A 23749-nucleotide genomic window follows, 5' to 3' on the forward strand; every position below is an offset into this window, starting at 1 on the left:
CCTTTATGATTCAGGGATGTTCAGAGGTGAAACGGATTGCCACGCCACGCTGAACGCATCTTCCGCAGCCGGTGCGGCGCGGTTGCTGATGCGGACGTTCAGTGTCCGGTTGGCGGCAAAGTAAATATTCAGTTCGGTTTGCACGTCGTCATGGCTGACCACGCTGACGCGTTCAACCTTGCCACACGCGTCAAGGGACGTTTCGCTGGCTTCATCAAAATAGCCGTGGGTTTCAAACACGCTGGCGAAAATGGCGTTTGCTCCCCGGGTTCGCAGCAGTAAAGCGGGTTCATTACGCAGGTTAAAATTCGGATCGCTGGCACCGGTGCGGGCGACAATCAGTTCGCCACCGTAGGGAAAGGCGCTGACCAGGGTGCGGTAACTGTCGCCGTCAAGCCAGCTGAATAAGGCCGAATCTCCCGCCGCAATATCAGCCCTCGCGCAATCCCATAAATGCTGATAGCCGTGATCTTCGCCGAGTGGCGTCAGCTGGCTGGCAGCATCAAGAGCGGTATCAGTGCGGACAAACTGACCGAGATGATGCAGGCAATAATCGTACTGGTGCGGCTCATGGCTGGTAAGCCGGAACACATCGACGATCAGCGGCGAAGACAGTTCCGGCAGGCTCAGCATCAGCACCGTCCGTTGCTGGTTCACCCCCGGATAATAATCATTAAGCCGCGCACTCATCCCCTGACAGGCCGGATTACCCGTGACGAAGAAATGCGGTTCGCCCCAGCGTGTTTCGGCCTCAAGACTGTTGCCGCCATTCTGGCTTTGCCCGTCAACCACCACGGTGTTATGCGCGACGGTCTGCTTGCAGTAACTATTGTTTTCAGGAATATAGCGGCCACCGAATTTAGGCTCGACGTTGACCCAGCGGCCAAAGCCGTAATCACGCAGGAACTCGCGTCCGCCGCTGAACAGGCTAAGATGCAGGCCGTCAAAGTGGCCGTGATTGAGCGCCGAATGCAGGCGGGGAATGCTGCCGTGCTGGCCGTACCACATCAGCGCCATGTCCTGATTTTCTGCGTCACTGCGTAAAATCCCGATGCCGCCCTGCGTGCCTTGCGGGCCATCGCGCAGTTCTGCGCTGCCCCAGTCCACGGGCGTTGCCGGGGCTTTTTTCAGGGCAGCAGAGAGTTTCAGCGCGGCCGCACTCACCCACACCGTTTGCTGTTGTTGTGCGACAGCAATCCACTGCGGATTGTGGCCATAGCGGGAATAGCAGACGCTGGCGGCGATCACCGCGCCGTCATCACGGATATTGATGGTTTTAGAGGAATCATTCAGCGCAGGCCAGACGCCGTCGGGGAATGCGGTCTGCATCAGGGCTTCACAGGTTTTACGGATAATCTGCTCACGGAACTGATAAATCTGTAAATCCGGCTGACGCCGTTCAATGGCCTCCGCCAGCAGTAACAACGGACGCAACGCAAAGCGGTGGTAATACGGCCCTTCGATATAATAACCGTCCGGCGAAAAAAGCTGGCTGAGCTGGGCAAAGAATCCACCACTTTCACTGTCGCCTTTCAGGCCATATAAGGCTTTTTCTACCAGCGATGCATCGTCCAGCACATAACCGCTGATCGCCGCTGCGGCCACCGACCAGATACCGTGGTTATGCACGATATCGAAATCACGGCTATGCCGGTTCAGCGCATCATCTGCCATCACCTGAAACAGGTTAGTTTCGATATGTTCCCGCTGAGCCGCGCTAAGCGATGGCATCACACAGTGGTAGCCTTCGACGGCGTACAGCCAGAACATATTTTCATTCAGGGTCTGATGGAACAAACGACCGGGCGCATTGCTGTCTTTGCTGGTCGCGCTGCCCAGCGAGGGATAAATGTCGGCGTAACCGGTCAGCAGCGCCAGCGCGTAATCGCCATAACGTGGCTCACCGGTGATCAGCGCTAAACGCCCCGCCAGATTGATTCCCAGATAGTTTTGCTTGTGCTGCGTATGCTCAGGGCCACCGGCCTCGCCGTGACCGGGAATCGTCAGCGGCTGCACGAGCATGTTTTCCAGCGTGGTGATTTGCGCACGCAGCGCCGCACCCAAAGGAGAATCTGCATTAATCTGTCCGCGCAGTTCATCCGCTTCGCCCGCGCTTATCTGCAACGGCTGCCAGTGATTCATTTATGCATCTCCTGAGGCTGTGGCGCGACATATCCTGCCGCAAACGATGGCAATGACAGCAGCCAGGTTTCGCGTTCAGCCTCCATCACCGCGCCACGGGTCAGGTCTTCGTGGTATCCGCCGGAAGCCGGTTTCACCGCTGGCGGCAAGGTGAATTTCGCGCTGCGGATGTATTGTTCGTAACGGTTTTCACCCGTAGCGTTATCCGCCCAGGACAGCAACGGCACCGGACGCACACGGATCTGATCGAGTGACTTGTATGGCCAGGGCACTGACGGATCGGTAAAGCGCGCCATGAAATCCAGCGAGGTCAGCACGCTGCCGCCTTGTGGTGTTTTGTAATGCCAGAGGTCAATGCCGTTTTTCTGCGCCAGCACCGCCATCATGCTGATTGCCTGCAAATTGAAGTAGCTGTAATGAAACGAACGCGTGCGCGCCAGCTCGGCAGGCTGCGTGCCATCGGGTTTGAGTTGCACATCCAGCTTGCTTTTCATCAGTTTCGCCATGTCGCCAGTCAGCGCTTTATCGCCCAGATACCAGGCAATACCGGAGACTTGTGTCACATACCAGTTACCGTGATTGTTCTCCGTTCGCCCTTCTTTTTTCGCGATTTTACTGCCCTGCAACCACTGCAGATAATCCTGCATCCACGCCCGCATTTGCTGTTCGTCGTTATCTGTCCAGGCCGGATTTCCGCGCAACAGCACTAACGAATCGACAATTCGGGTGGAGAAATAGCGGCCATCCAGCACACCGGCGTTACGTCCCGGCGAAATGCCCGGCACGCCCTGCGCATAATTCAGATTCGGGTTCATGCGCGTTTCCGGGTTGATAAACCAGGTGCGCAGCAGGCTGGCGGCTTTATCGGCGTATTTCTGTTCGCCGGAGAAATACCACGCCAGCGTCAGGTTCTGCACCCGTGCGGTAAAATCGGCCAGCCGCACGCCATCACTCTGGTCGTTTTTACTGGCGGGATTCACATGACCGTCCTTGCGCACCCACGGCAGCCCGTCGGGTGTGCTGTCGTCCGGCCACCAGTACGCACTCAGGCTGAGATAATCATGCTTCGAGCCTCCCGGCGGCGTCATGCCTTTGTCGGTCACGCTCAGCTCAGGCTTGTTCAGGGCGGAATCCGCCGCGGCCAGCAAGTGCTGATACGCCTCCGCCGTTTGCGGTGCCGCACGGTGATCGTGCAGTTGCTGGCGGACAACAGACATTTGCGCCGTATTCAAAAATGCCGGTTCCGCAGCCAGTGCTCCGGCAGAACCCGTCATCAGCGTCAGCAACAGCACCAGGCTGGCCGTCACTCCTTTTCCATTACTGCACAGCATTAACGTCATGTATTCTCCCGGCTCCGCGCCATTTCCCCGTTGAGATTTCACGCTTTAGTCATACTAATAAAGCAATGAACCTTCATTTTCGCCAGCTAGAATTGACTTAAAAGCCGATATTAGGCCAAACAAGTGACCAGAATCACAATTTGATAACAAACTAAGCATTTCTTATTTGTCCGACTTTTAATTTCAATTCCCTCTTCTACGCTTGCTCAATACATAACCAAAAAACATCTCACCCTACAAACAAGAGAGTAACGACAATGGATATCAACGTTCTGGTCATGATCGGTTACTTCGTCTTAATGATTGCCATCAGTTATGCCTTCAAAAAAATGGCGTCCGGCTCCTCGAGTCACTATTTCCGCGGCGGCGGGCGAATGCTCTGGTGGATGGTCGGCGCGACCGCCTTTATGATCCAGTTCAGCGCCTGGACATTTACCGGTGCGGCCGGTCAGGCTTACCGCTACGGTTTCAATGTCGTCAGCGTGTTTGCCGGTAACGTGTTCGGCTATCTGATCGCCTGGTGGTGGTTTGCCGCCCGCTTCCGCCAGTTGCGTGTTGATACCGCAACCGAGGCAATCAACCATCGCTTCGGCAAAGGTAATGAACAGTTTTTCACCTGGATGATCATTCCGCTGAGCATTCTCAGCGCCGGCGTATGGCTGAACAGCCTGGCGGTGTTTGCCAGCGCGGTATTCCGGCACGACATCACTCTGACGCTATGGGTGACGGGCATCGTGGTGCTGGTGATTTCGCTGCTGAGTGGGGCGTGGGGCGTGGTCGCCAGTGATTTTGTGCAGACGCTGGTGGTGGCGATTATTTCCATTGCCTGCGCAGTGGTGGCGTTATTTAAAGTCGGCGGCCCGGTGAAACTGGTGACGGAGTTTCCTTCCGGCTTCATTACCGGCCCTGACGTTGGCCCGCATTATATTTCCCTGCTGGTGGCCTGTTTCCTGTTCTTCTTTATCAAGAATGTGCAGAGCATCAATAACCTGCAGGATTCCTACCGCTTCCTGAATGCCAAAGACAGTTTCAATGCCAAAAAGGCGGCATTGTTCGCGTTAGTGCTGATGCTGGTCGGTACGATTATCTGGTTCATTCCGCCGTGGGCGGTGGCGATCCTTTATCCTGACGCGGCAACCGCGCATCCGGAACTGGGCAAAAACGCGACCGATGCGGTGTATCTGATTTTTGCAGAACGCGCCATGCCGGTGGGCACCGTCGGCCTGCTGATGGCCGGACTGTTCGCCGCCACCATGTCTTCTATGGATTGTGCACTGAACCGTAATTCCGGGATTTTTGTACGCAGCTTCTGGACGCCGGTCATTAACCGCGACAGTGAACGCAGCGACAAATATCAGTTGCGCGTCGGCCAGATTGCCTGCGTGGTGAATGGCGTACTGGTCATTCTGGTGGCGCAATACATGCACACCATGCAGACAGTCAGCCTGTTCGACCTGATGATGAAAGTCGGCACGCTGATGCAGGCACCGATTGTGGTGCCGCTGTTCCTCGGTGTGTTTATCCGTAAAACGCCGGACTGGGCGGCATGGGTCACCGTATTATTCGGATTATGTGTGTCTTATGTGGTGGCGAACCTGTTCACCGCGCCGGATGTCGCCCGTCTGCTGGGGATCACCCTGACGGCACGTGAACTGCTGGATGTGGCGATCATGTGGAATATCTTTGCGCACCTGGTGTTTACCGGCGGGTTCTTCTGTCTGACCACCCTGTTCTATCGCGAGTCCGATACGGTGCGGGAAACTCAGCGCCAGCAGTTCTTTTCTGACATGGAGACACCCGTCTATGCCGACCATGAACAAGATGAGTTTGACCGCCTGCAGCGCGATAAAATCGGCCGTATTTCGATGTACATGGGCGCGGGGTTGCTGCTGATGGTGCTGGTGCCGAATCCGTTGTGGGGACGGCTCCTGTTCCTGCTGTGCGCCCTGTCAGTTCTGCTGTTCGGCTGGATATTGCACCGCAGCGCAGAAAAAGGCATGAAAGCCGCACTGGCCAAAAAAGCATTAAAACGCAATGTGGTGACGTCGCAAAGATAGGGGCAATGAGAAAACCAATGCAGAGATTTGGGCAACGGTTTGCGGTAATCCGTTCATAAAAAACCCGCTTTAGCAGCGGGTTTTAATATCAGACAAAAAAAGATTACGCACCGGATTTACTTCGGAAGTTCTGTTACCTGTTTCACTTCAGTTTTGCTGATTTGCTGTTTCACACCATTGGCGTCGGTATATTCCAGCAGACCGGAATCTGCTTCTTTCGGTTTACCGTCGCTGATGATGGTTCGCGCATCATTGGTCTGAATCGCATAACTCGTGCGGGTACAGCCAGACAGCGCTGCGACACACAGGATAGCGGCTAAAGGCAAAAGCATTTTTTGAGGCAATAAATTCCTGTTCATCATTCTCTCCTTTGTCAGAATTTCCGGATAAATCAGTTATCCAGTTCACTCATATTTTTAACCTGGTCGCGATTGATCTGCTCGGTTTTACCCGTCTCGGCATTTTTATAAGACACCAGACCGGTATCGTCATCTACCTGAGGTTTACCGTCTGTGACGATGGTTTTCCCGTCCGTAGTTTTAATCGCCTGATTAGACGCGCAACCTGCGACAAAAAGAATGGATACAGCGGCAAGTGACGCGGCAATAAGGTTTTTCCTGTTCATACTTCTCTCCTGAAAGTGATTCTGATTTAACAATGCGTTTAGTAAGCATAGTTAGCATTTCAGCTTGTTCATTGAGAAACATCTGTATTTGCCCCGTACGTTCATCACAGGTGTGTCATTCAAGGCACAAAATCCCTTAAACAGCCCCGCTTCCCCTCTGCGGACAGGTAAAATAACCTAAACTGTTGCCTGAAAAATTTGCCGATTCTTGGCCGGAGATGACCGAAAGTACTCATGAACATCTGAAAGTTTATTTGTCGTTATGACACCGAAAATAAGGGTCGCCTCTTCTTCCAGACCTGCAACTCCCTTTCCCCAAGCGGAGCATGCCGGAATGCTGCTATAAAACGCGCTGACATTTCACGGCGTAATCCGTATCATACGCGCCACACGAACGCATGCCGGATGCTGACTGCGGGAACAAACCCGCCTTTTATCATCGGCAGTTGGAGCATGAAAGCGACCCGACCGGTATGCTGAACAAGAAACTCGCGTTGCAGGTTTTCCCTGCTGCGCCACCAGACGAATCGAACATAAAAAAATGTCAGATAATCAATTAGTTAATAAAAAAGATCAGTACAACCTCAACAAGCTACAAAAGCGCCTGCGCCGTGACGTTGGGAAAGCAATTGCTGACTTCGGTATGATCGAAGAAGGTGATCGCATTATGGTTTGTCTTTCCGGCGGAAAAGACAGCTACACCATGCTCGAAATTTTGCGCAACCTGCAACAAAGCGCGCCGGTGAATTTTTCACTGGTGGCGGTCAATCTTGACCAGAAACAACCGGGGTTTCCGGCACACATCCTGCCTGAGTATTTAGACGCGCTGGGTGTGGAATATAAGATTGTCACCGAAGACACCTATTCCATCGTCAAAGATAAAATCCCGGAAGGCAAAACGACCTGTTCCCTGTGTTCACGTCTGCGCCGCGGGATTTTGTACCGCACCGCGACGGAACTGGGTTGTACCAAGATTGCCCTCGGCCATCACCGCGATGACATTCTGCAAACCTTGTTCCTCAACATGTTCTACGGCGGCAAGCTGAAAGGAATGCCACCAAAACTGATGAGCGACGACGGTAAACACATCGTGATCCGTCCGCTGGCATACTGCCGCGAGAAAGATATCGAACGTTTTGCGATTGCGCGCGAATACCCGATTATCCCTTGTAACCTGTGCGGCTCGCAGCCAAACCTGCAACGTCAGGTTATCGGCGACATGCTGAAAGACTGGGATAAAAAATATCCTGGCCGCATTGAGACCATGTTCAGCGCGATGCAAAATGTGGTGCCTTCGCATCTCAATGACATGAATCTGTTCGATTTTAAAGGGATCCGTCATGGCGATGCCGTAGTCGACGGTGGAGATCTGGCGTTTGACCGTGAAGATATGCCGATGCAGCCTGTTGGCTGGCAGCCGGATGAAGATGAAGCGGCGGTGCCGGTTGAGCGTCTGAACGTGCTGGAAATTAAATAATCTCCCGCGCAGCGTTCACTGTGAATCTTATAGCCCGCGCAATGCGGGCTTTTTGTTTATCAGGCTAGTGTGAACGTCTCCGTCCAGTTGTAATTAGTCATGACAAGGTTCACCGGCAAACTCAGCGAGCCAAAGTCTTTCTGCCGGTTTTCATGGAACCAGACACGCAGCGATTCAGGCAGATATTGCGCGCTGTAACGCAGCAAGGTGCTGTGCCAGAAGACTTGCGGGATTTCCGTGTTGGGGAATCGCTCTCTGATCCTGGCTGCCCACGGCGTATTCAGCAGATGCTCAACCAGCGCCTGTCTCACCCGCAAACTTTCCGCGTCCGGAAATCCGGCCAGCAGAAGCTGATCCGGTAAAGCCACCAGCCGCAAATCGCTGATCTGCATAACATGGCCACGGCAATACTGTTCAAAAATGCTGATCAGATCCGCGAGGCCTTCCGCGTCTTCAGGGCGGTCATACAGCGCCTGCGTGATGGCGAAAAAAGTGAAATGCATGCCGTTAACCTGCGCCACATCGGCCAGCAGATCCCCCTGCGCAGCGGTGGCTAAGTCTGCCAGTAACCCCGCCATCCGGGGGCCTGCGCGATGACCGCTGGTGATGGCAAGCCGCGTCGGGTGATAAAAAGGCTCAGTGCGGATTTCGCCCGTGTCGCGGTGGTTTTTCCAGATGCCGGATGTTTTAGTGGTCGTATTTTCATACGCCTGATGAATCATTTCCCGGGTATGCACAGCAATCTCCTGTTATGTCGAAAATAAGGCAGGCAAGCAAAAATGCCTGTACAGGCCTTCCGCAGGGGAGAAACCTTAAAAAAGATTGAGCGAAATCAACATTAGAATGGCTGAATCGGTGCAGTATCTATTCCGCAGGTGAATGCAACGTCAAGCGATGGGCGTTGTGCTCCATATTGTCTTATTTCCAAATTTTTAGAATTAATGCATAGCACAATTTAATTCGAACGACGCCGGTCTTATGACCGGCTTTTTTTTGGCTTTTTTTCAGCCAGTTAATGCTCTACAGCCACCGGCTTTTTTTCATCCACAGTGCGACACCACCGCCCAGCGCCAGCAGACAGGCACAGAAAATCCCGAAACCAAACGGCGAGGTATTGCCGGGAATACCGCCCAGATTGACACCAAACAGACCGGTCAGGAACGTCGCAGGCAGGAAGACCATCGCCAGCAGCGACATGGTGTAAGTGCGGCGGTTCAGTGAATCGGCCAACAGTGAGCTGATTTCATCCGAGAGCACGGCAGTACGCGCAATGCTGGCATCCAGATCATCCAGTCCGCGCCCCAGCCGATCGGAAATTTCCTGCATCAGACGGCGGTCATCGTCATTCATCCACGGCAGGCGTTCACTGGCAAGGCGGGAGAACACATCGCGCTGCGGCGCCATATAGCGACGTAAAACGATAAGCTGTTTGCGCAGCAACGCCATCGCACCCCGCTCCGGCACCTGCTGCTCCATCAAATCATCCTCAATATCGATAATTTTATCGTGCAGATCTTCAATGAAATTACTGGTGTGATCGGTCAGCGCATCACAAATTTCCACCAGCCAGCGTCCGGTATTCCGCGGCCCGCTGCCTTGCTTCATATCCCCGATCATCTCTTCCATGGAAAACACTTTCCGGTGCCGCGTGGAGACAATCATTTTATCGGTGAGGTAGACGCGGATGGTGACCAGCTGATCGGGCCGCGCATCCGCATTAAGATTGATACTGCGCAAGGTGATCAGCGTGCCCTCGCCTACGCGCATAACTTTCGGGCGGACGCTGTCCCCGGCCAGTGCCTCGCGCACGGTATCCGGTAACACCGGCGTGCTGTTGATCCACTGTTCGCTGGCAGGAAGCGTGTAATCAAGATGCAACCAGCAGGGTTTATCTTCACTGGCGACACATAGCGGACTGATATCGTTCACGCCGCCCTGTCCGTCCATCTGGAAAGCATAAACGGCATCCGAAACCTGTAGTTCTTTTCCCTTGATGACTTCCACGACATTCCTCGCTTTTTCTTCGTTATCTGTTTTAAGTTTAGCGCTAAGTCTCTCAGTTTCGCGACATAACCGAGTGTTTCTACCCGCCGGGTGTCTGCATTTCGGCCAGTTCAGGCATCACGCCGCGCATCATTTCGAGGAATTTGCGCAGGCGCGCCGGATAATAACTGGAATACGGATAGACCAGATAAACCGGCAGCGGCAAGGCGTTCCAGCCGGGTAATACGCGCTGTAAACGTCCTTCGGCGATGTCTTCTTTGACGATCCACGCAGACACAATGCCCGCCCCTAATCCCGACAACGCGGCCTTACGCATGGCGTATAAACTGTCAGTCGCCATACGCGGCGCAATGTTGCAACTTTCCATTCTGCCGTCATTGTCATGTTTTAGCGTAAATTCGTTGCGGTAATACGTGCTGAAAGAAATCCAGGGTAATTTTGCCAGTTCGCTGACCCGGGTAACCGGATGCTGCCGCAGCAGTTCCGGCGTCGCCACCACAATACGTGGCACCTCGGCCAGCAAAATGGCCACCATCGACGGATCGGCAACATTCCCCACCTGAATGGCGCAGTCAATATCTTCAGAAATGAAGTCCGGCGTGCGGTCATTCAGCATCCAGTCGACGGAAAGATTCGGGTATCGCTGTAAATAACGGGTCAGCGGCGCGATCAGCTGGTCCTGTCCGAACGCATGCGGCGCACGCACCCGCAGGGTCCCCACCGGTTCATCACCCGCCCCGCTTAGCTGATCTTCCAGCGAGACCCAGCGTTCGAGTAATAATTTTGCCTGCTCATAACACCGCTGGCCGTCGTCGGTGAGCTTCATCGCGTGGGTGGTGCGCAGGATAAGTTTCGCGCCCAGCAGGCGCTCGAGTGACTGCAAACGGCGACTGACGGTCGGCTGGCTGGTGCTCAGTTGCGCCGCAGCCGCAGACAAACTGCCGCTTTCCACAATACGCACAAAAGTTTGCATCAGGTCGATACGGTCAATACCGCTGGTGACGGGTGTATTCATACGCCTCACGTATAACAGTTTTACCTTTCCGCAGGCTACCACTTATAACCATTCGGGTGAAGAATGCATTCCACGCACTTACGGCTACAAACTTATTATTCAGGGGTCACGTTATGTCAGAACTTACCAGCACATCCCATGTTGAGGGATCCGCCCTGTCGGGCAAAATCATTTTTACACTGGCCGCCGGTGCGGGGTTAAGCGTCGCCTCGATTTACTACAGCCAGCCGATGCTCGGCATTATGGGCGGTAATCTGCAAGCCAGCACCACATCCGTCGGTCTGATTCCGACGCTCACACAGGCCGGTTACGCATTGGGAATTCTGTTTCTCATTCCGCTGGGTGACCGCCATGACCGCCGCACCATTATTCTGCTGAAAAGCATTTTACTGGCCGCTGCGTTGTTGCTGTGTGGTTTTGTGCCAGGCATTCACGGTTTGCTGGTCGCCAGCCTGATCACCGGTATCGGTGCCACCATGGCGCAGGATATCGTGCCCGCCTCGGCGCATCTGGCGCCAGCTGCACAGCGGGGGAAAACGGTCGGCACGGTGATGACCGGTCTTCTGGTCGGGATTTTGCTTTCCCGCGTACTCAGTGGTTTTGTGGCCGAATATTTTGGCTGGCGGGTGATGTATCAGCTGGCGGCGCTGAGCGTCGCGCTGATTGGCGTTGCGCTCTGGCGGGTATTGCCGCGTTTCAAACCGGATACACGTATCAGTTATGCCGGTCTGCTGCACTCGATGTTTGGCTTGTGGAAAAACTATAAAACACTGCGTCATGCCGCACTGGCTCAGGGTTTGCTGTCCGTCGCGTTCAGTGCCTTCTGGTCAACGCTGGCGATTATGCTTAACGAACAGTTCCATCTGGGCAGCGCGGTGGCCGGGGCATTTGGTCTGGCGGGTGCAGCAGGGGCATTAGCTGCGCCGCTGGCCGGTGCGTTAGCCGATAAGAAAGGCCCGGCGCGGGTCACGCAAATGGGTTCAGCACTGGTGATGATTTCTTTTGCGGCGATGTTCCTGTTACCGCTGTTGTCACCGCACGCTCAGCTGGCGCTGATTGTGCTGAGCGCCATCGGTTTTGACTTAGGTATTCAGGCCACGCTGGTGGCACATCAGACGCTGGTGTATGGCCTTGAACCAGCGGCACGCGGCAGACTGAATGCCCTGCTGTTCACCGTGGTGTTTATCGGCATGTCAGCCGGTGCGGCGCTGGGCAGTAAAGCGCTGGCAACCGGTGGCTGGACGGGTGTGGTGGCGCTGGCAACGATTGCGGCAGGTGCGGCACTCTTGCTACGTCTGTTCAGCCGTAAAAACTGAAAGATGAGATAAAAGAAAAGCGCCCGCAGCTATTCACTGCGGGCGCTTTTTTACGTCAGAAATATCAATGTCTGAGGATGTACATTTCCTGACTGTAAGCCACATCCTCCGGGTTATTAATCGGATAGCCTTTCACCCAGGGTTTGATCAGACGGCCGTTGGTGTACTGATAAATCGGCGCAATGGGTGCCTGCCCGGTAATAATCTGCTCGGCTTTGTTGTAGTCATTATTGCGGCGCGCTTCGCTGGTTTCACGGCTGGCGTCACTGATGACTTTATCGTATTCCGCATTGCTGAATTTGCTGATGTTGCCGTTATGTGTGGACGTCAGCAGCGACAGAAACGTCGAGGCTTCGTTGTAATCGCCGACCCAGGACGCGCGGATCACATCGAAATTACCGGTGTTGCGGCTGTCGATGTACGTTTTCCATTCCTGATTCACCAGTTTCACATCGGCACCCAGCGTCTTTTTCCACATCGATGCCACTGCGATGGCAATCTTCTGATGGCTTTCCGAGGTGTTGTACAGCAGCGTCAGATGCAGCGGTTTTGACGGGCCGTAACCGGCCGCCGCCAGCAGGCTTTTCGCCTGTGCGTTCAGTTCTTCCTGTGAATATTGCTGCAGCTCACTTTCAACCGGTTTGAAGCCGTTGGTCACATCCGGCGTAAAGCGCCACGCCGGTTTTTCGCCCGTGCCCAGCACTTTTTCAGCAATAATTTTACGGTCAATGCTCAGTGAAAGCGCCTGACGCACCCGGACGTCGTCGGTCGGCGCACGGCGGGTATTGAAGGCGTAATAATAAGTGCCGAGCTGATACGGCGTGTAAACCTGCCCCGGCAAATCATGCAGCAATTTTTTGTACTGGTCTTTCGGGAAGGACTCGGTGATGTCGATATCATTGGCCAGATAACGTTTCGTGGCGTTGGATTCTTTGTTGATCGGCACGAAGGTGACTTTCGTCAGCACCGTGCGGGCATGATCCCAGTAATACGGGTTCGGTTCCAGCACCAGCTTTTCATTGACCACGCGGTCTTTCAGCACATACGCGCCGTTACCCACCAGATTGCCCGGTTTAGTCCATTCATCACCGTATTTTTCAACAGTGGCTTTATGCACCGGGAACAGGCTGAAATTCGCCAGCAGACTGACGAAATAAGGCACCGGTTTATCCAGAGTAACGCGTAAAAGCGTCGGGCTGACGGCGGTCACACCCAGTTTATCCACCGGCATTTTCCCGGCGATAATCGCATCCGCATTAGCAATGCCGGCCAGCCCGGCAAACCACGCGCCGGATGATGACCCTTTCGGATCCACCAGACGCTGCCAGCTATAGACAAAATCCTGTGCGGTCACCGGATCGCCGTTCGACCATTTGGCGTCTTTGCGTAAAGTGAACAGGAATACCTGATTGTTCTGGTTTTGCCAGCTTTCCGCCACGCCCGGAATATTTTTCCCGGTGGCGTCCTGATTCACCAGCCCTTCGAATAAATCACGCGCCACCTGCGCTTCCGGCAGGCCGACAACTTTTGCCGGATCCAGTGAGGCGGGTTCGTCTTTAATGTGACGGACAATTTCCTGTTTGGTAGCGAGCTGGGAACCGGCAGGAACCTGAGCGGCGATAGCCTGACTGGCAGTCAGCGCCACCAGCGCGGCGCATGCGGAATACGATAAAAGCGGAAATGGATTTCCCTGCAGCATAAATTCTCCTGAACTGACAAAGGGCTACGCCCTGAAACATTCACGAGTTTTATCATTACCGGTAATAATTCCCTATAAGAAATCATTACAGATTTGCCTTCGCGCACAAAACCGCCGGGTTTGGTGAATAAAAAGCCGGGCGAAGTCAGTCCGAACCGGCAACGTCAATGCCACCGCAGTGAAATTTCATGGCCGGTTCGACGTCCTGAGCCAGCCAGGTCGGGCCATCAAGGTCAATAAACTTAGCCCCCGCCGTCAGCGGTAATGCTGCGCGAACCGCCCGTGACGTGCACAACATGCAGCCGAGCATAATCTCAAAACCCTGTTCACGCGCGGCTTCTGCCAGCACCAGTGCACCGGTGAGTCCACCGGTTTTATCCAGTTTAATGTTCACCATGTCATAGCGGTTTTTCAGCGCCGGTAAGCCTTCAACCGTATGACAGCTTTCGTCAGCGCAAATCGGCAGCGGGTGGATAAAGTTTTCCAGTACCGAATCCTCACCGGCAGGCAGCGGCTGTTCAAGCATCAGAATGCCGAGGTCAGCCAGCAACTGACAGCGAGCCGCCAGTCCGTCACTTTGCCAGGCTTCATTGGCATCGATAATCAGCGAGGCGTTCGGCACGGCGGCACGCACCGCCACCAGCCGTTCGGCAATCAGGCGGTCATCAAGTTTGATTTTCAGCAGAGTCGCCCCCTTTTGCTGCAAGGCCAGCGCCGCTTCCGCCATCGCTTCCGGCGAACCGATACTCACCGTCTGCGCCATGCTGATGGAAGGCAGCGGTTCAGTGCCGGTCAGTTGCCATAAATTCAGGCCACTGGTCTGGGATTCAAGGTTCCACAGCGCACAGTCCAGCGCATTGCGGGCGGCGCCTGCCGGAAGTATCTGTTGCAGTTTTTCGCGGCTGGCACCCTGTTCTATAGCGGTAACGACGCTGGCGATTTGTGCCATTACCGAGGTTTCGCTCTCGTCATAACGCGGATACGGCGTGCATTCCCCGACGCCGCGAATGCCGCTTTCTTCTATTTCGACCACCACCACCCGCGCTTCAGTGCGGCTGCCACGGGAGATCACAAACGGCGTATGTAACGGCCAGGCTTCAGGATAAAAGCGAACACTTCTCATAGCGTCTCCAATAGTGAAATGCGCCCTGCGGGATACAATCAATACATACAACTTATTAACAAATAATCTATATCCAACATAGCATTGTTCCCCTAAACTGAAAGCCGTTTGACTCAAATGGAAATAGGAAATAATCATGACCCAGACAGTACACTTTCAAAGCAACCCGGTTAGCGTTGCAGGCAAAATCCCTCAGAAAGGCGATGTTGCTAAGCCTTTCACCCTGGTCGCTAAAGATCTTTCTGATGTCAGCCTGAGCAGCTTCGCGGGCAAACGTAAAGTCCTGAACATTTTCCCAAGCATCGATACCGGCGTTTGCGCCACGTCCGTCCGCAAATTCAACCAGCTGGCGGCTGACATCGACAACACTGTGGTGCTGTGCATTTCTGCTGATCTGCCCTTCGCACAGTCCCGTTTCTGCGGCGCGGAAGGCCTGTCCAATGTGATTACCCTGTCCACCCTGCGTGGCGGTGATTTCAAATCCGAATACGGCGTGGGCATTACCGATGGCGCGTTGTCCGGTCTGACTGCCCGTGCGGTTGTGGTGCTGGATGGTCAGGATAACGTGTTGTACAGCGAGCTGGTGAATGAAATCACCACTGAGCCTGACTATGAATCTGCGCTGGCTGTGCTGAAATAATCACTTCTTAGCAGATGAAAAAAAAGCAACGGCGTAATCCGTTGCTTTTTTATTGTGCATAATTTCTGAACCGGGAATTACTCGTCGCTGTCGCCCGTTTCGCCACGACGACTGCTGAGGCCGTATTCGCGCAGTTTGTTAGCAATAGCCGTGTGTGAGACGCCCAGACGTTTCGCCAGTTTACGCGTGCTCGGATAAGTGCGGTAAAGCCGGGTCAGCACGGAGCGTTCGAAACGTTTGCTGATGTCGTCAAGCGAACCGTTCAGTGCTTCCTCACCTATCGTCACTTCAGCGTCAAAGTCCGGCAGAACGATGTCCTGCGGGCGTAGCTCTCCGCCTTCCAGTTGCGTCAGCGCACGATAAATGGCATTTTTCAACTGGCGGACGTTGCCCGGCCAGCCGTAGTGCGTCAGGTAATTCGCCAGCTGTGAAGACAGTTTCGGACGCGGCATCCCCTGTTCATCCGAGAAACGCGCCACGAACAGTTCAGTCAGCGGCATCACATCCGCAGGACGGTCGCGCAGTGGTGGCAGTGTCAGGCTCAGCACGTTCAGGCGGTAATACAGATCCTCACGGAACTCGCCGCGCTGCACCAGTTCCACCAGGTTTTTCTGAGTGGCGCACATCACGCGGACATCCACTTTCACTTCGTGCTCTTCACCCACGCGACGGAACGTACCGTCATTGAGGAAGCGCAGCAGTTTGATCTGCATTCTCGGCGACATTTCACCGATCTCATCGAGCAGCACGGAGCCGCCGTTAGCCTGTTCAAAGAAGCCTTTTTTGCCTTCCAGCGCATTCGGATAAGCGCCTGCCGCGTAGCCAAACAGCTCACTTTCTACGACGTCATCCGGCAGCGACGCACAGTTCAGACCGAGGAAAGGTTTTTTGCCGCGTGCACTGCGCAGATGGCAGGCATGCGCCAGTAAATCTTTACCGGTGCCGGTATCACCGACAATCAGCAGCGGCGCATCCAGCATGGCAAGTTTACGCGCCTGATCCAAAACGTGACGCATTTTGGTGCTGACTGCGACGATGTGGTCAAACTCACTGTCATCGTTAACAGTCAGATCCTGCAACTGACGTCCCATGCGGGCAGCCGATTTGAGCATGACGACGGCGCCGGCAATTCCGCCTTTTTCGTCTTCGTCATCCACATGTATTGGCGTGAGATCCATCAGGAAATCCTGGCTGCGGATCACAATACGTTCGGTGTGTGGCTGGGCATTTTCGCTTTCCAGCCAGCGCGTGACGTTGTAACCGGTGATCAGATTCGCTGCTGTCACATTGCGGATTTTGTCTTCATCAAGTTCAAACAATGCCATCGCCGACGGATTGGCCTGCTCGACCTTGCCTTTCATATCAATGGAAAAAACCGGTTCCGGCATGGAAACCAGTAAAGCGCGTAACGCACGATGCTCCCGTTCGGAAGGCATGAACGACACGGTACGGACGTCCGTCACGCCGTCAATGCGGCGGATTTCAGCCATCAGGGCGCGAAAAGTATCAAAATCCAGTTGGGAAAAATTCAGGTAAATACGGCCAATCGAGGCAATCTCGATACCGCGTAAATCAATACTGCGTAAAACCAGTAAATCGAGGAGTTCACGGGTGAGACCCAGGCGGTCTTCGCAAAAAACTTCCAGACGCATCAGTGTTGACCTTTTTCTGCCGGTGCGGAAATCGCTGCAGGCATAATACTCTTTCATGTACACCGGAAGAAGAGACTGTCACGAAAAGTTGACAAAATAATTCGCTGAATGACATCTGACTGCCATGATGATCGGGTAAGGATTTTGCTTTCATAGTGATTTCTGCTGACAGCATCCGGCACATGTTGGTTTCGCCATCCCGCCTTTTTCTGCTACTATCGCCCTTCTGATTTCATCGCCAAATGGTTCCCGACTATGAAGTTCGTCTCCTTTAATATCAATGGATTGCGCGCACGTCCACATCAGCTTGCGGCAATAATCGAACAGCACCAGCCTGACGTTATTGGTTTACAAGAAACCAAGGTGCATGACGATATGTTCCCGCTGGAAGAAGTCAGCCAGCACGGGTATCACGTGTTTTATCACGGGCAAAAAGGCCATTACGGCGTTGCCATGCTGACCAAGCAAGAACCCGTCGCTGTACGCCGTGGTTTCCCCGGTGATGATGAAGAATCTCAGCGCCGCATCATCATGACCGATATCGAAACGCCACAAGGCATTCTGACAGTCATCAACGGTTACTTCCCGCAGGGTGAAAGCCGCGACCATCCGACTAAATTCCCGGCAAAAGAGAAGTTTTACCGTGATTTGCAGGATTACCTGACCACCAGTTTGTCGGTGAACAATCCGGTCGTGGTGATGGGCGATGTGAATATCAGCCCGACCGATCTGGACATTGGTATCGGCGAAGACAGTCGCAAACGCTGGCTGCGCACCGGTAAATGTTCGTTTCTGCCGGAAGAACGTGAGTGGATGGATCGCCTGAAAGGCTGGGGTCTGATCGACACCTTCCGTGCCGCCAACCCCGACACCGCTGATAAATTCTCGTGGTTTGATTACCGTTCACGCGGCTTTGATGAAAACCGTGGTCTGCGTATTGATCTGATCATGGCGAGCACGCCGCTGGCCGCGCGTTGTATCGCCACCGGGATTGATTACGATATCCGCGGGATGGAAAGGCCGTCTGACCATGCGCCAATCTGGGCGACGTTCGACCTGAAGTAATGACCATGAAAACGATTGACGTGGTCGCCGCCCTGATTGAGCGCGAGGGCAAATTGCTGCTTGCCCGTCGGGATGCGTCCGGCGATCAGGCCGGTTTGTGGGAATTTCCCGGCGGCAAAGTCGAAGCCGGGGAAAGCCAGCCTGCTGCATTAGTGCGCGAGTTGCAGGAAGAAATGGGCATCACTGCCACGGTGGAAGATTTCATCGCCACCAGCGTTGTGCAACAGTCTGAACGGTTAATTCGTTTGCATGGCTGGCGGGTCAGCGGGTTTACCGGCGAGATTAGGTTACAGTGTCACTCTGAAATCTGTTGGGTAACGCCGGATGAGGTGCTGTCGTTTGAACTGGCACCGGCGGATATCCCGCTGGCACAAGCTTATCTGGCAAAATTTGCCGGTTAGCGATCATGGCAAATAAAAAGGCGCGGACTGTTGCCAGTTTCGCGCCTTTTTTGTCTGAACATTTTAAGAAAGCGTTATTTCTTCAACACTTGCCATTTGAGTTCGTTGGTGCCCACCACATTCGGATCACGGGAACACTGCAGGACCACGCTGTCTGCCGTGACAACGGCCCCCTCGCTGTAACTCTGGTTGTTGTAGATACAGCAATTGTGGCAGGTTGGCGCGCTGTTATTGTTGTTGCCGCTGTTCTGCCAGATTTGCGGCGGCAATGGCACAACGACATCCGTACCGTTGCCGATATTGCTGCGGTTCGCCATCGCCGGTGCAGCCAGCAACGCGGAACTGATCAGCGCTGCCATCAGAACTTTACGGATAAAAACATTATTCATCACTGTTTGCTTCCTTCCCTTTGGTACTCGCTTTGCGGCGTTTAGGGGCGCTTTTGCCTTTCGCCACAGCGCCCGCCGGTTTGGAAGGCAGACTGCGGAATGCCGAAGACACCCGGTTCGTTTTGGCCTGCATGATGAGATTCTGCAACGTCGCGACCAGCGGTTGCATGAAATCCTGATAACGGCAGCTCTTTTCACTGATACGCGTCAGCGTGGATTCCCAGTCAGCGGTCATATCCGGGCGGGCGGCGATGTCCGGCAGCGAGTGGATCAGCGCGCGGCCGGTATCGCTGGAATGAATATAGCGCCCTTTCTTATACAAAAATTCGCGGCGGAACAGCAGCTCGATAATCCCGGCACGCGTTGCTTCCGTACCTAATCCATCTGTCGCACGCAGGATTTTTTTCAGTTCTTTATCCTGCACAAAACGCGCAATCCCGGTCATGGCGGAAAGCAATGTAGCATCGGTAAAAGGCCGCGGCGGCTGGGTCTGGCGTTCAACCACTTCTCCGCGCTCGCACAACAGTTCGTCACCTTTGGCCACCACCGGCAGTGGCGTGCCTTCGTTTTCCTCGTCGCGTTCTTTACTGCCCAGCAACGTGCGCCAGCCCGCCTCGGCCAGAAAACGCGCTTTGGCGATAAATTTACCGCCCGCGATATCCAGGTCGATAACACATTTGCGGTAAACCGCATCCGGGCAGAACTGCATCAGATACTGACGCGCCACCAGGCCGTAAATTTTGCGTTCGTCATCCGTCAGATTGACGTTACTGCTGCGCGCCGTCGGGATAATCGCATGGTGCGCATCAACCTTTTTGTCATCCCAGCAACGGTTACGTAAATCGGTATCCACTGCCGGTTGTGGCATCAGGTCAGGCCGGTGAACGCCAATGGCATTCAGCACGGCATGACGCCCGGCAAAATGCTCCTCTGGCAGGTATCGGCTATCCGAACGCGGATACGTAATCAATTTGTGCGTTTCGTACAATTTCTGGCAGATATCAAGAATTTGCTGAGCACTCAGCCCAAAGGCTTTCGAGCCTTCAATCTGCAATGTGGAGAGTGAAAACGGCAGCGGCGCAATATCATTCTCACGCTTGTCATTATAGCCGGTGACCATCGCCGGTTGTCCGGCAATACGCGCCACGACATGATCGGCCAGCGGACGGTGCAGCAATCGCCCTTCTTCATCCTGATACGGCTCGCAGGAATCACTCGGCTGCCACAGCGCGACAAAACGCTCTTCGGCAGGTGTGACGATATGCGCTTTTACTTCAAAGAAATCTTTCGGCACGAAGTTTTCGATATCTTCATCGCGACGGACCACCAGTCCGAGAACCGGGGTCTGTACGCGTCCGACGGAGAGCACGCCGTTGTAACCGGCGTTGCGCCCCAGAATGGTGTAGGCGCGGGTCATATTGATGCCGTAAAGCCAGTCGGCACGGGCGCGGGCCAGCGCGGAAACACACAGCGGAATAAAATCACGGTTGTCGCGCAACCGCTCAATAGCACGCTCGACGGCCTGCGGGTTGAGATCGTTAATCAGGCAGCGCTGGGTCGCGTGACGTTTTTCCGGCGTCAGTTCGAGATAATCCAGCACTTCATCCACCAGCAACTGCCCTTCGCGATCCGGGTCACCGGCGTGGACAACCTGCGAGGCCTCGAGCAATAAGCGTTTAATCACGTTGAGTTGTTTGGCGACGGAAGAACGCGGCTGAAGCTGCCACTTTTCAGGAATGATCGGCAAATCGGCGAGCGACCAGCGCGCAAAGCGGCTGTCGTAGGCATCGGGCTGCGCCTGTTCGAGTAAGTGGCCGACGCACCAGGTCACCACCTGATCGTTGCCACAGGCAATATAACCATCGCCCCGGCGATGAGGTTTCGGCAGGACATCCGCAATCGCGCGGGCAAGGCTGGGTTTTTCGGCAATGAACAGACGCATCAACAGGCACCTGTTTGCGGTGTAATCGCGACAAAGATTTCCATTATCCCACCCTTCATTTCACTACGTCCTCATCATGCAGAGTGGCTATGTTAGCCGCTGACGGCGTAATTAGTAAGATGGTTACAAGGATCCGCGACGGCGGTCGCTCATTTAGGCAGCAAAAAACCGGTTTAATCGGAAAAGGCCGATCAAAACCGGTTGATAAGTGAGCGGTCTGATTTTACAAATGCGTGACGAATGGCGTGCTGTCGGCCGGGATCACCTGCAAACTGGCTTTCAGTTGCGGTGTACCGAGATACAGGAAACCGACGATTTTATCGTTTTCACCACATTTGAATGCCTTGCGTACGTCCGGATGATCAGTCCACGCGCCGGTACGCCAGATGCCGTTAAAACCCTGCGCCAGTGCAGCCATCTGCATGGCATGAACCGCACAACCGGCGGAAAGCAACTGTTCCCATTGCGGTACTTTAGGACTTTCTTTGCACACGGCAATCACGGTAATAATTTGCGGTGCGCGCAATGGCGCCTGCGTGGCTTTCTCAATGGCTTTTTCATCCGCGCCGTCTTTTATGGCGGCCGCGCGCAGCACCTCACTGAAACGGGTCAGGCCGTCGTTTTCAGCAATGACAAAACGCCAGGGTTGCAGGGCACCGTGATCCGGGGCGCGCATACCCGCATGGATGATGTTTTGCAGCGCTTCACCGGCCGGTGCCGGTGCAGCCAGGCGGGAAGCAGAACGGCGGTTAAGTAATAAGTCCAAAGCGTCCATGATATTCTCCTGAGAATAATTGCTATTTGAATTACGTTAACATAATCGTAACGCCTTTTTCCAACGGTCAACTGGCTTTCAGATAATGCATCACTGCCAAACTCTGACATGATTTAAAGCTGACATTTTTCTGGCGGGTCATTAGGATAGCGGGACTTATCTGTCTTGTTGGAGAGACCATGCGCACATTGTGGCGAATTATCGCCGGTTTTTTTAAGTGGACCTGGCGTCTTCTTAATTTCGTCAGAGAATTCATTCTCAACGTATTCCTTATTCTCATTATTCTGGCTGGTGTTGGCATCTGGTATGCCGTGCAGGACAAGCCTGTCGAAACGACCCAAGGTGCACTGCTGGTTGATCTGAGCGGCTCAGTGGTCGACAAGCCTTCCGTCAATAATAAAGTCCGTCAGTGGGGCCGCGAATTGCTGGGCACGTCGAGCAGCCGCTTGCAGGAGAACTCGCTGTTTGATCTCGTCGAGACCATCCGCTCCGCTAAAGACGACAAAAACGTTACCGGGATTGTGTTACAGCTGACCGATTTCACCGGCACCGACCAGTCTTCACTGCAGTACATCGGTAAAGCGCTGCGTGAATTCCGCGATGCAGGCAAACCGGTTTACGCCATCGGCGACAGCTATAACCAGTCACAATATTATCTGGCCAGTTACGCCAACAAAATCTATCTGTCGCCGCAGGGCGCGGTCGATCTTCACGGTTTTGCCACTAACAATCTGTATTACAAATCCCTGCTGGATAAGCTGAAAGTCACCACCAATATCTTCCGCGTCGGAACCTATAAATCTGCCGTTGAGCCATTGATCCGTGATGATATGTCTCCTGACGCCCGTGAGGCAGACAGCCGCTGGATTGGCGGATTGTGGACCAACTATCTCAATACCGTGTCAGCCAACCGTCAGATCACGCCCGAACAACTGTTCCCGGGTGCGGCGGGCGTGCTGGCGGGTATGCAGGCAACCGGCGGTGATATGGCGCAATATGCGCTGAAAGCCAAGCTGGTTGATGCACTGGCGTCACGCACCGAAGCCGACAACGAGATGGTGAAAGCCTTTGGCTGGAACAAAGACACCAAAGACTTTAATTACACCAGCATTTACGATTATTCGCCGAAGCCAAAACCGGACAACAACGATCCGCAAATCGCGGTGATCTTTGCCACCGGTGCAATTAACGACGGTGAAGAACAACCGGGCGCAGTCGGTGGCGACACCACGGCACAGCAAATTCGTGATGCCCGTCTGGATCCGAAAGTGAAAGCGATTGTCTTGCGCGTTAACAGCCCGGGCGGCAGCGTCAGCGCTTCTGAAGTCATCCGTTCCGAACTCGCGGCTGCGAAAGCCGCAGGTAAACCGGTTGTGGTTTCAATGGGCGGTATGGCGGCATCCGGCGGTTACTGGATTTCAACACCAGCCAACTACATCATCGCCAGCCCGAGCACCCTCACCGGCTCCATCGGTATCTTTGGTGTAATCAACACGTACCAGAACACGCTCGATTACGCGGGTGTGCATACCGACGGCGTGGCAACGTCACCGCTGGCGGATATCGCTTCCACCAAAGCGCTGCCGCCGGAGTTCTCGCAGATGATGCAACTCAATATCGAGAACGGTTATAAAACCTTCCTCGGTCTGGTTGCCGATTCACGCCACAAAACGCCTGAGCAGATCGACCAGATCGCCCAGGGCCACGTGTGGATCGGTTCAGATGCCAAAGCCAATGGCCTGGTTGATGAGCTGGGTGATTTCGATGACGCTGTGAAGAAAGCCGCTGAACTGGCCAAACTGCCAAAATGGCAACTGAACTGGTATGTCAGCGAGCCAAGCCTGAGCGACCTGGTATTCTCGCAGGTCAGCGCATCGGTCCACGCTATGTTGCCAGCGGCAATCCAGGCGTATCTGCCTGCGCCGGTGAGCAAAATGGCCATGGCGCTGAAATCACAGGCTGACCTGTTCAGCAACATGAACGATCCGCAGAACCGTTACGCACTCTGCCTGACCTGTGGTGATGTGAAGTAACGTTCCGTTTTGGGATAATGTGGGATAAAGAATCGCCTTAATGCACAGCCCGGA

General features: G+C 54.2%; 20 protein-coding genes and 1 pseudogene. 8 read left to right on the forward strand and 13 right to left on the reverse strand.

The features are described from left to right. Positions 1 to 3 precede the first annotated feature (3 nt). Entirely contained in the window at positions 4 to 2142 is a 2139-nt protein-coding gene (locus tag ABIC79_RS01450) for a heparinase II/III domain-containing protein (RefSeq protein WP_217243677.1), read from the reverse strand. Further along, on the reverse strand, positions 2139 to 3482 hold the full coding sequence (locus ABIC79_RS01455; RefSeq protein ID WP_250981163.1) for an alginate lyase family protein: 1344 nt from the start codon (positions 3480 to 3482) through the stop codon (positions 2139 to 2141). The genes ABIC79_RS01450 and ABIC79_RS01455 overlap by 4 nt, the downstream gene beginning before the upstream one ends. Before the next feature lie 257 nt (positions 3483 to 3739). On the opposite strand from ABIC79_RS01455, the gene ABIC79_RS01460 reads away from it, so the two are divergent. Beyond that, the gene (locus ABIC79_RS01460; protein WP_112152469.1) at positions 3740 to 5539 is read left to right on the forward strand and encodes a sodium:solute symporter family transporter; all 1800 of its coding nucleotides are present in this window, start codon (positions 3740 to 3742) and stop codon (positions 5537 to 5539) included. A gap of 116 nt (positions 5540 to 5655) precedes the next feature. Here the strand turns inward: ABIC79_RS01460 and ABIC79_RS01465 are convergent, their stop codons facing one another. Beyond that, positions 5656 to 5898 (reverse strand): YgdI/YgdR family lipoprotein, encoded by a 243-nt coding sequence (locus ABIC79_RS01465; protein WP_013575383.1) that lies wholly within the window; start codon positions 5896 to 5898, stop codon positions 5656 to 5658. A gap of 32 nt (positions 5899 to 5930) precedes the next feature. Further along, entirely contained in the window at positions 5931 to 6164 is a 234-nt protein-coding gene (locus tag ABIC79_RS01470; RefSeq protein WP_015689902.1) for a YgdI/YgdR family lipoprotein, read from the reverse strand. Between the two features lie 261 nt (positions 6165 to 6425). On the opposite strand from ABIC79_RS01470, the pseudogene ABIC79_RS01475 reads away from it, so the two are divergent. Together ABIC79_RS01475 and ttcA are read left to right on the forward strand one after the other, a co-directional pair. Continuing rightward, a pseudogene (locus ABIC79_RS01475) lies at positions 6426 to 6602 on the forward strand (site-specific integrase); the annotation flags it as partial. 103 nt (positions 6603 to 6705) lie between these two features. Then, positions 6706 to 7641, forward strand: coding sequence for a tRNA 2-thiocytidine(32) synthetase TtcA (ttcA, locus tag ABIC79_RS01480; RefSeq protein ID WP_013575381.1), 936 nt, complete (start codon positions 6706 to 6708; stop codon positions 7639 to 7641). 59 nt (positions 7642 to 7700) lie between these two features. Here ttcA and ABIC79_RS01485 read toward each other — a convergent pair whose 3' ends face one another. The 3 genes from ABIC79_RS01485 to ABIC79_RS01495 form a co-directional block, all read right to left on the reverse strand. Beyond that, positions 7701 to 8378 carry a hypothetical protein gene (locus ABIC79_RS01485; RefSeq protein WP_013575380.1) on the reverse strand — a complete coding sequence of 226 codons (678 nt, stop codon included), beginning with the start codon at positions 8376 to 8378 and terminating at the stop codon, positions 7701 to 7703. A 283-nt stretch (positions 8379 to 8661) separates the two neighbouring features. Beyond that, positions 8662 to 9645 (reverse strand): zinc transporter ZntB, encoded by a 984-nt coding sequence (gene zntB, locus ABIC79_RS01490; RefSeq protein WP_013575379.1) that lies wholly within the window; start codon positions 9643 to 9645, stop codon positions 8662 to 8664. A 79-nt stretch (positions 9646 to 9724) separates the two neighbouring features. Further along, entirely contained in the window at positions 9725 to 10660 is a 936-nt protein-coding gene (locus tag ABIC79_RS01495; protein WP_013575378.1) for a LysR family transcriptional regulator, read from the reverse strand. 113 nt (positions 10661 to 10773) lie between these two features. Here ABIC79_RS01495 and ABIC79_RS01500 point away from each other — a divergent pair, with 113 nt between their 5' ends. After that, positions 10774 to 11976, forward strand: a complete 1203-nt coding sequence (locus tag ABIC79_RS01500) for an MFS transporter (RefSeq protein ID WP_013575377.1) — start codon at positions 10774 to 10776, stop codon at positions 11974 to 11976. A gap of 64 nt (positions 11977 to 12040) precedes the next feature. Here the strand turns inward: ABIC79_RS01500 and ABIC79_RS01505 are convergent, their stop codons facing one another. After that, positions 12041 to 13675 carry an ABC transporter substrate-binding protein gene (locus ABIC79_RS01505; RefSeq protein WP_112152467.1) on the reverse strand — a complete coding sequence of 545 codons (1635 nt, stop codon included), beginning with the start codon at positions 13673 to 13675 and terminating at the stop codon, positions 12041 to 12043. A 145-nt stretch (positions 13676 to 13820) separates the two neighbouring features. Further along, positions 13821 to 14798, reverse strand: coding sequence for an L-Ala-D/L-Glu epimerase (ycjG, locus tag ABIC79_RS01510; RefSeq protein WP_013575375.1), 978 nt, complete (start codon positions 14796 to 14798; stop codon positions 13821 to 13823). A gap of 136 nt (positions 14799 to 14934) precedes the next feature. On the opposite strand from ycjG, the gene tpx reads away from it, so the two are divergent. Continuing rightward, positions 14935 to 15438: a thiol peroxidase gene (gene tpx / locus ABIC79_RS01515; protein ID WP_013575374.1), complete on the forward strand. Its 504-nt coding sequence runs from the start codon at positions 14935 to 14937 to the stop codon at positions 15436 to 15438. Positions 15439 to 15515: 77 nt separating this feature from the next. Here tpx and tyrR read toward each other — a convergent pair whose 3' ends face one another. Further along, entirely contained in the window at positions 15516 to 17090 is a 1575-nt protein-coding gene (gene tyrR, locus ABIC79_RS01520) for a transcriptional regulator TyrR (RefSeq protein ID WP_015689897.1), read from the reverse strand. 255 nt (positions 17091 to 17345) lie between these two features. Here tyrR and xthA point away from each other — a divergent pair, with 255 nt between their 5' ends. Together xthA and ABIC79_RS01530 are read left to right on the forward strand one after the other, a co-directional pair. Then, positions 17346 to 18155: an exodeoxyribonuclease III gene (gene xthA / locus ABIC79_RS01525; RefSeq protein WP_013575372.1), complete on the forward strand. Its 810-nt coding sequence runs from the start codon at positions 17346 to 17348 to the stop codon at positions 18153 to 18155. Then, positions 18155 to 18556, forward strand: a complete 402-nt coding sequence (locus ABIC79_RS01530) for a pyrimidine (deoxy)nucleoside triphosphate diphosphatase (protein WP_013575371.1) — start codon at positions 18155 to 18157, stop codon at positions 18554 to 18556. Before xthA ends, ABIC79_RS01530 begins: the two co-directional genes overlap by 1 nt. A gap of 74 nt (positions 18557 to 18630) precedes the next feature. Here ABIC79_RS01530 and ABIC79_RS01535 read toward each other — a convergent pair whose 3' ends face one another. From ABIC79_RS01535 to ABIC79_RS01545, 3 genes are all read right to left on the reverse strand, one after another. Further along, a complete protein-coding gene (locus tag ABIC79_RS01535; RefSeq protein ID WP_013575370.1) occupies positions 18631 to 18945 on the reverse strand; it encodes a DUF1496 domain-containing protein in 315 nt (104 codons plus the stop codon). After that, positions 18938 to 20887 (reverse strand): DNA topoisomerase III, encoded by a 1950-nt coding sequence (locus ABIC79_RS01540; RefSeq protein ID WP_183065299.1) that lies wholly within the window; start codon positions 20885 to 20887, stop codon positions 18938 to 18940. The genes ABIC79_RS01535 and ABIC79_RS01540 overlap by 8 nt, the downstream gene beginning before the upstream one ends. A gap of 223 nt (positions 20888 to 21110) precedes the next feature. Next, positions 21111 to 21662 carry an NAD(P)H nitroreductase gene (locus ABIC79_RS01545; RefSeq protein WP_013575368.1) on the reverse strand — a complete coding sequence of 184 codons (552 nt, stop codon included), beginning with the start codon at positions 21660 to 21662 and terminating at the stop codon, positions 21111 to 21113. A 179-nt stretch (positions 21663 to 21841) separates the two neighbouring features. On the opposite strand from ABIC79_RS01545, the gene sppA reads away from it, so the two are divergent. Next, the gene (gene sppA / locus ABIC79_RS01550) at positions 21842 to 23695 is read left to right on the forward strand and encodes a signal peptide peptidase SppA (protein ID WP_013575367.1); all 1854 of its coding nucleotides are present in this window, start codon (positions 21842 to 21844) and stop codon (positions 23693 to 23695) included. Positions 23696 to 23749 lie beyond the last annotated feature (54 nt).

Origin of the sequence: Rahnella sp. 2050 (assembly GCF_040544515.1) — a bacterium.
Taxonomy (GTDB): domain Bacteria; phylum Pseudomonadota; class Gammaproteobacteria; order Enterobacterales; family Enterobacteriaceae; genus Rahnella; species Rahnella aceris.

Bases quoted from the DNA above. Each gene is read 5' to 3' on its own strand.
- tpx (WP_013575374.1), top strand. From the start codon at position 14,935: ATGACCCAGACAGTACACTTTCAAAGCAACCCGGTTAGCGTTGCAGGC.
- ABIC79_RS01530 (WP_013575371.1), top strand. From the start codon at position 18,155: ATGACCATGAAAACGATTGACGTGGTCGCCGCCCTGATTGAGCGCGAG.
- xthA (WP_013575372.1), top strand. From the start codon at position 17,346: ATGAAGTTCGTCTCCTTTAATATCAATGGATTGCGCGCACGTCCACAT.
- ABIC79_RS01540 (WP_183065299.1), bottom strand. From the start codon at position 20,887: ATGCGTCTGTTCATTGCCGAAAAACCCAGCCTTGCCCGCGCGATTGCG.
- ttcA (WP_013575381.1), top strand. From the start codon at position 6,706: ATGTCAGATAATCAATTAGTTAATAAAAAAGATCAGTACAACCTCAAC.
- ABIC79_RS01535 (WP_013575370.1), bottom strand. From the start codon at position 18,945: ATGAATAATGTTTTTATCCGTAAAGTTCTGATGGCAGCGCTGATCAGT.
- ABIC79_RS01460 (WP_112152469.1), top strand. From the start codon at position 3,740: ATGGATATCAACGTTCTGGTCATGATCGGTTACTTCGTCTTAATGATT.
- ABIC79_RS01450 (WP_217243677.1), bottom strand. From the start codon at position 2,142: ATGAATCACTGGCAGCCGTTGCAGATAAGCGCGGGCGAAGCGGATGAA.
- ABIC79_RS01495 (WP_013575378.1), bottom strand. From the start codon at position 10,660: ATGAATACACCCGTCACCAGCGGTATTGACCGTATCGACCTGATGCAA.
- ycjG (WP_013575375.1), bottom strand. From the start codon at position 14,798: ATGAGAAGTGTTCGCTTTTATCCTGAAGCCTGGCCGTTACATACGCCG.
- ABIC79_RS01470 (WP_015689902.1), bottom strand. From the start codon at position 6,164: ATGAACAGGAAAAACCTTATTGCCGCGTCACTTGCCGCTGTATCCATT.
- ABIC79_RS01455 (WP_250981163.1), bottom strand. From the start codon at position 3,482: ATGACGTTAATGCTGTGCAGTAATGGAAAAGGAGTGACGGCCAGCCTG.
- ABIC79_RS01500 (WP_013575377.1), top strand. From the start codon at position 10,774: ATGTCAGAACTTACCAGCACATCCCATGTTGAGGGATCCGCCCTGTCG.
- ABIC79_RS01505 (WP_112152467.1), bottom strand. From the start codon at position 13,675: ATGCTGCAGGGAAATCCATTTCCGCTTTTATCGTATTCCGCATGCGCC.
- ABIC79_RS01545 (WP_013575368.1), bottom strand. From the start codon at position 21,662: ATGGACGCTTTGGACTTATTACTTAACCGCCGTTCTGCTTCCCGCCTG.
- ABIC79_RS01465 (WP_013575383.1), bottom strand. From the start codon at position 5,898: ATGAACAGGAATTTATTGCCTCAAAAAATGCTTTTGCCTTTAGCCGCT.
- sppA (WP_013575367.1), top strand. From the start codon at position 21,842: ATGCGCACATTGTGGCGAATTATCGCCGGTTTTTTTAAGTGGACCTGG.
- tyrR (WP_015689897.1), bottom strand. From the start codon at position 17,090: ATGCGTCTGGAAGTTTTTTGCGAAGACCGCCTGGGTCTCACCCGTGAA.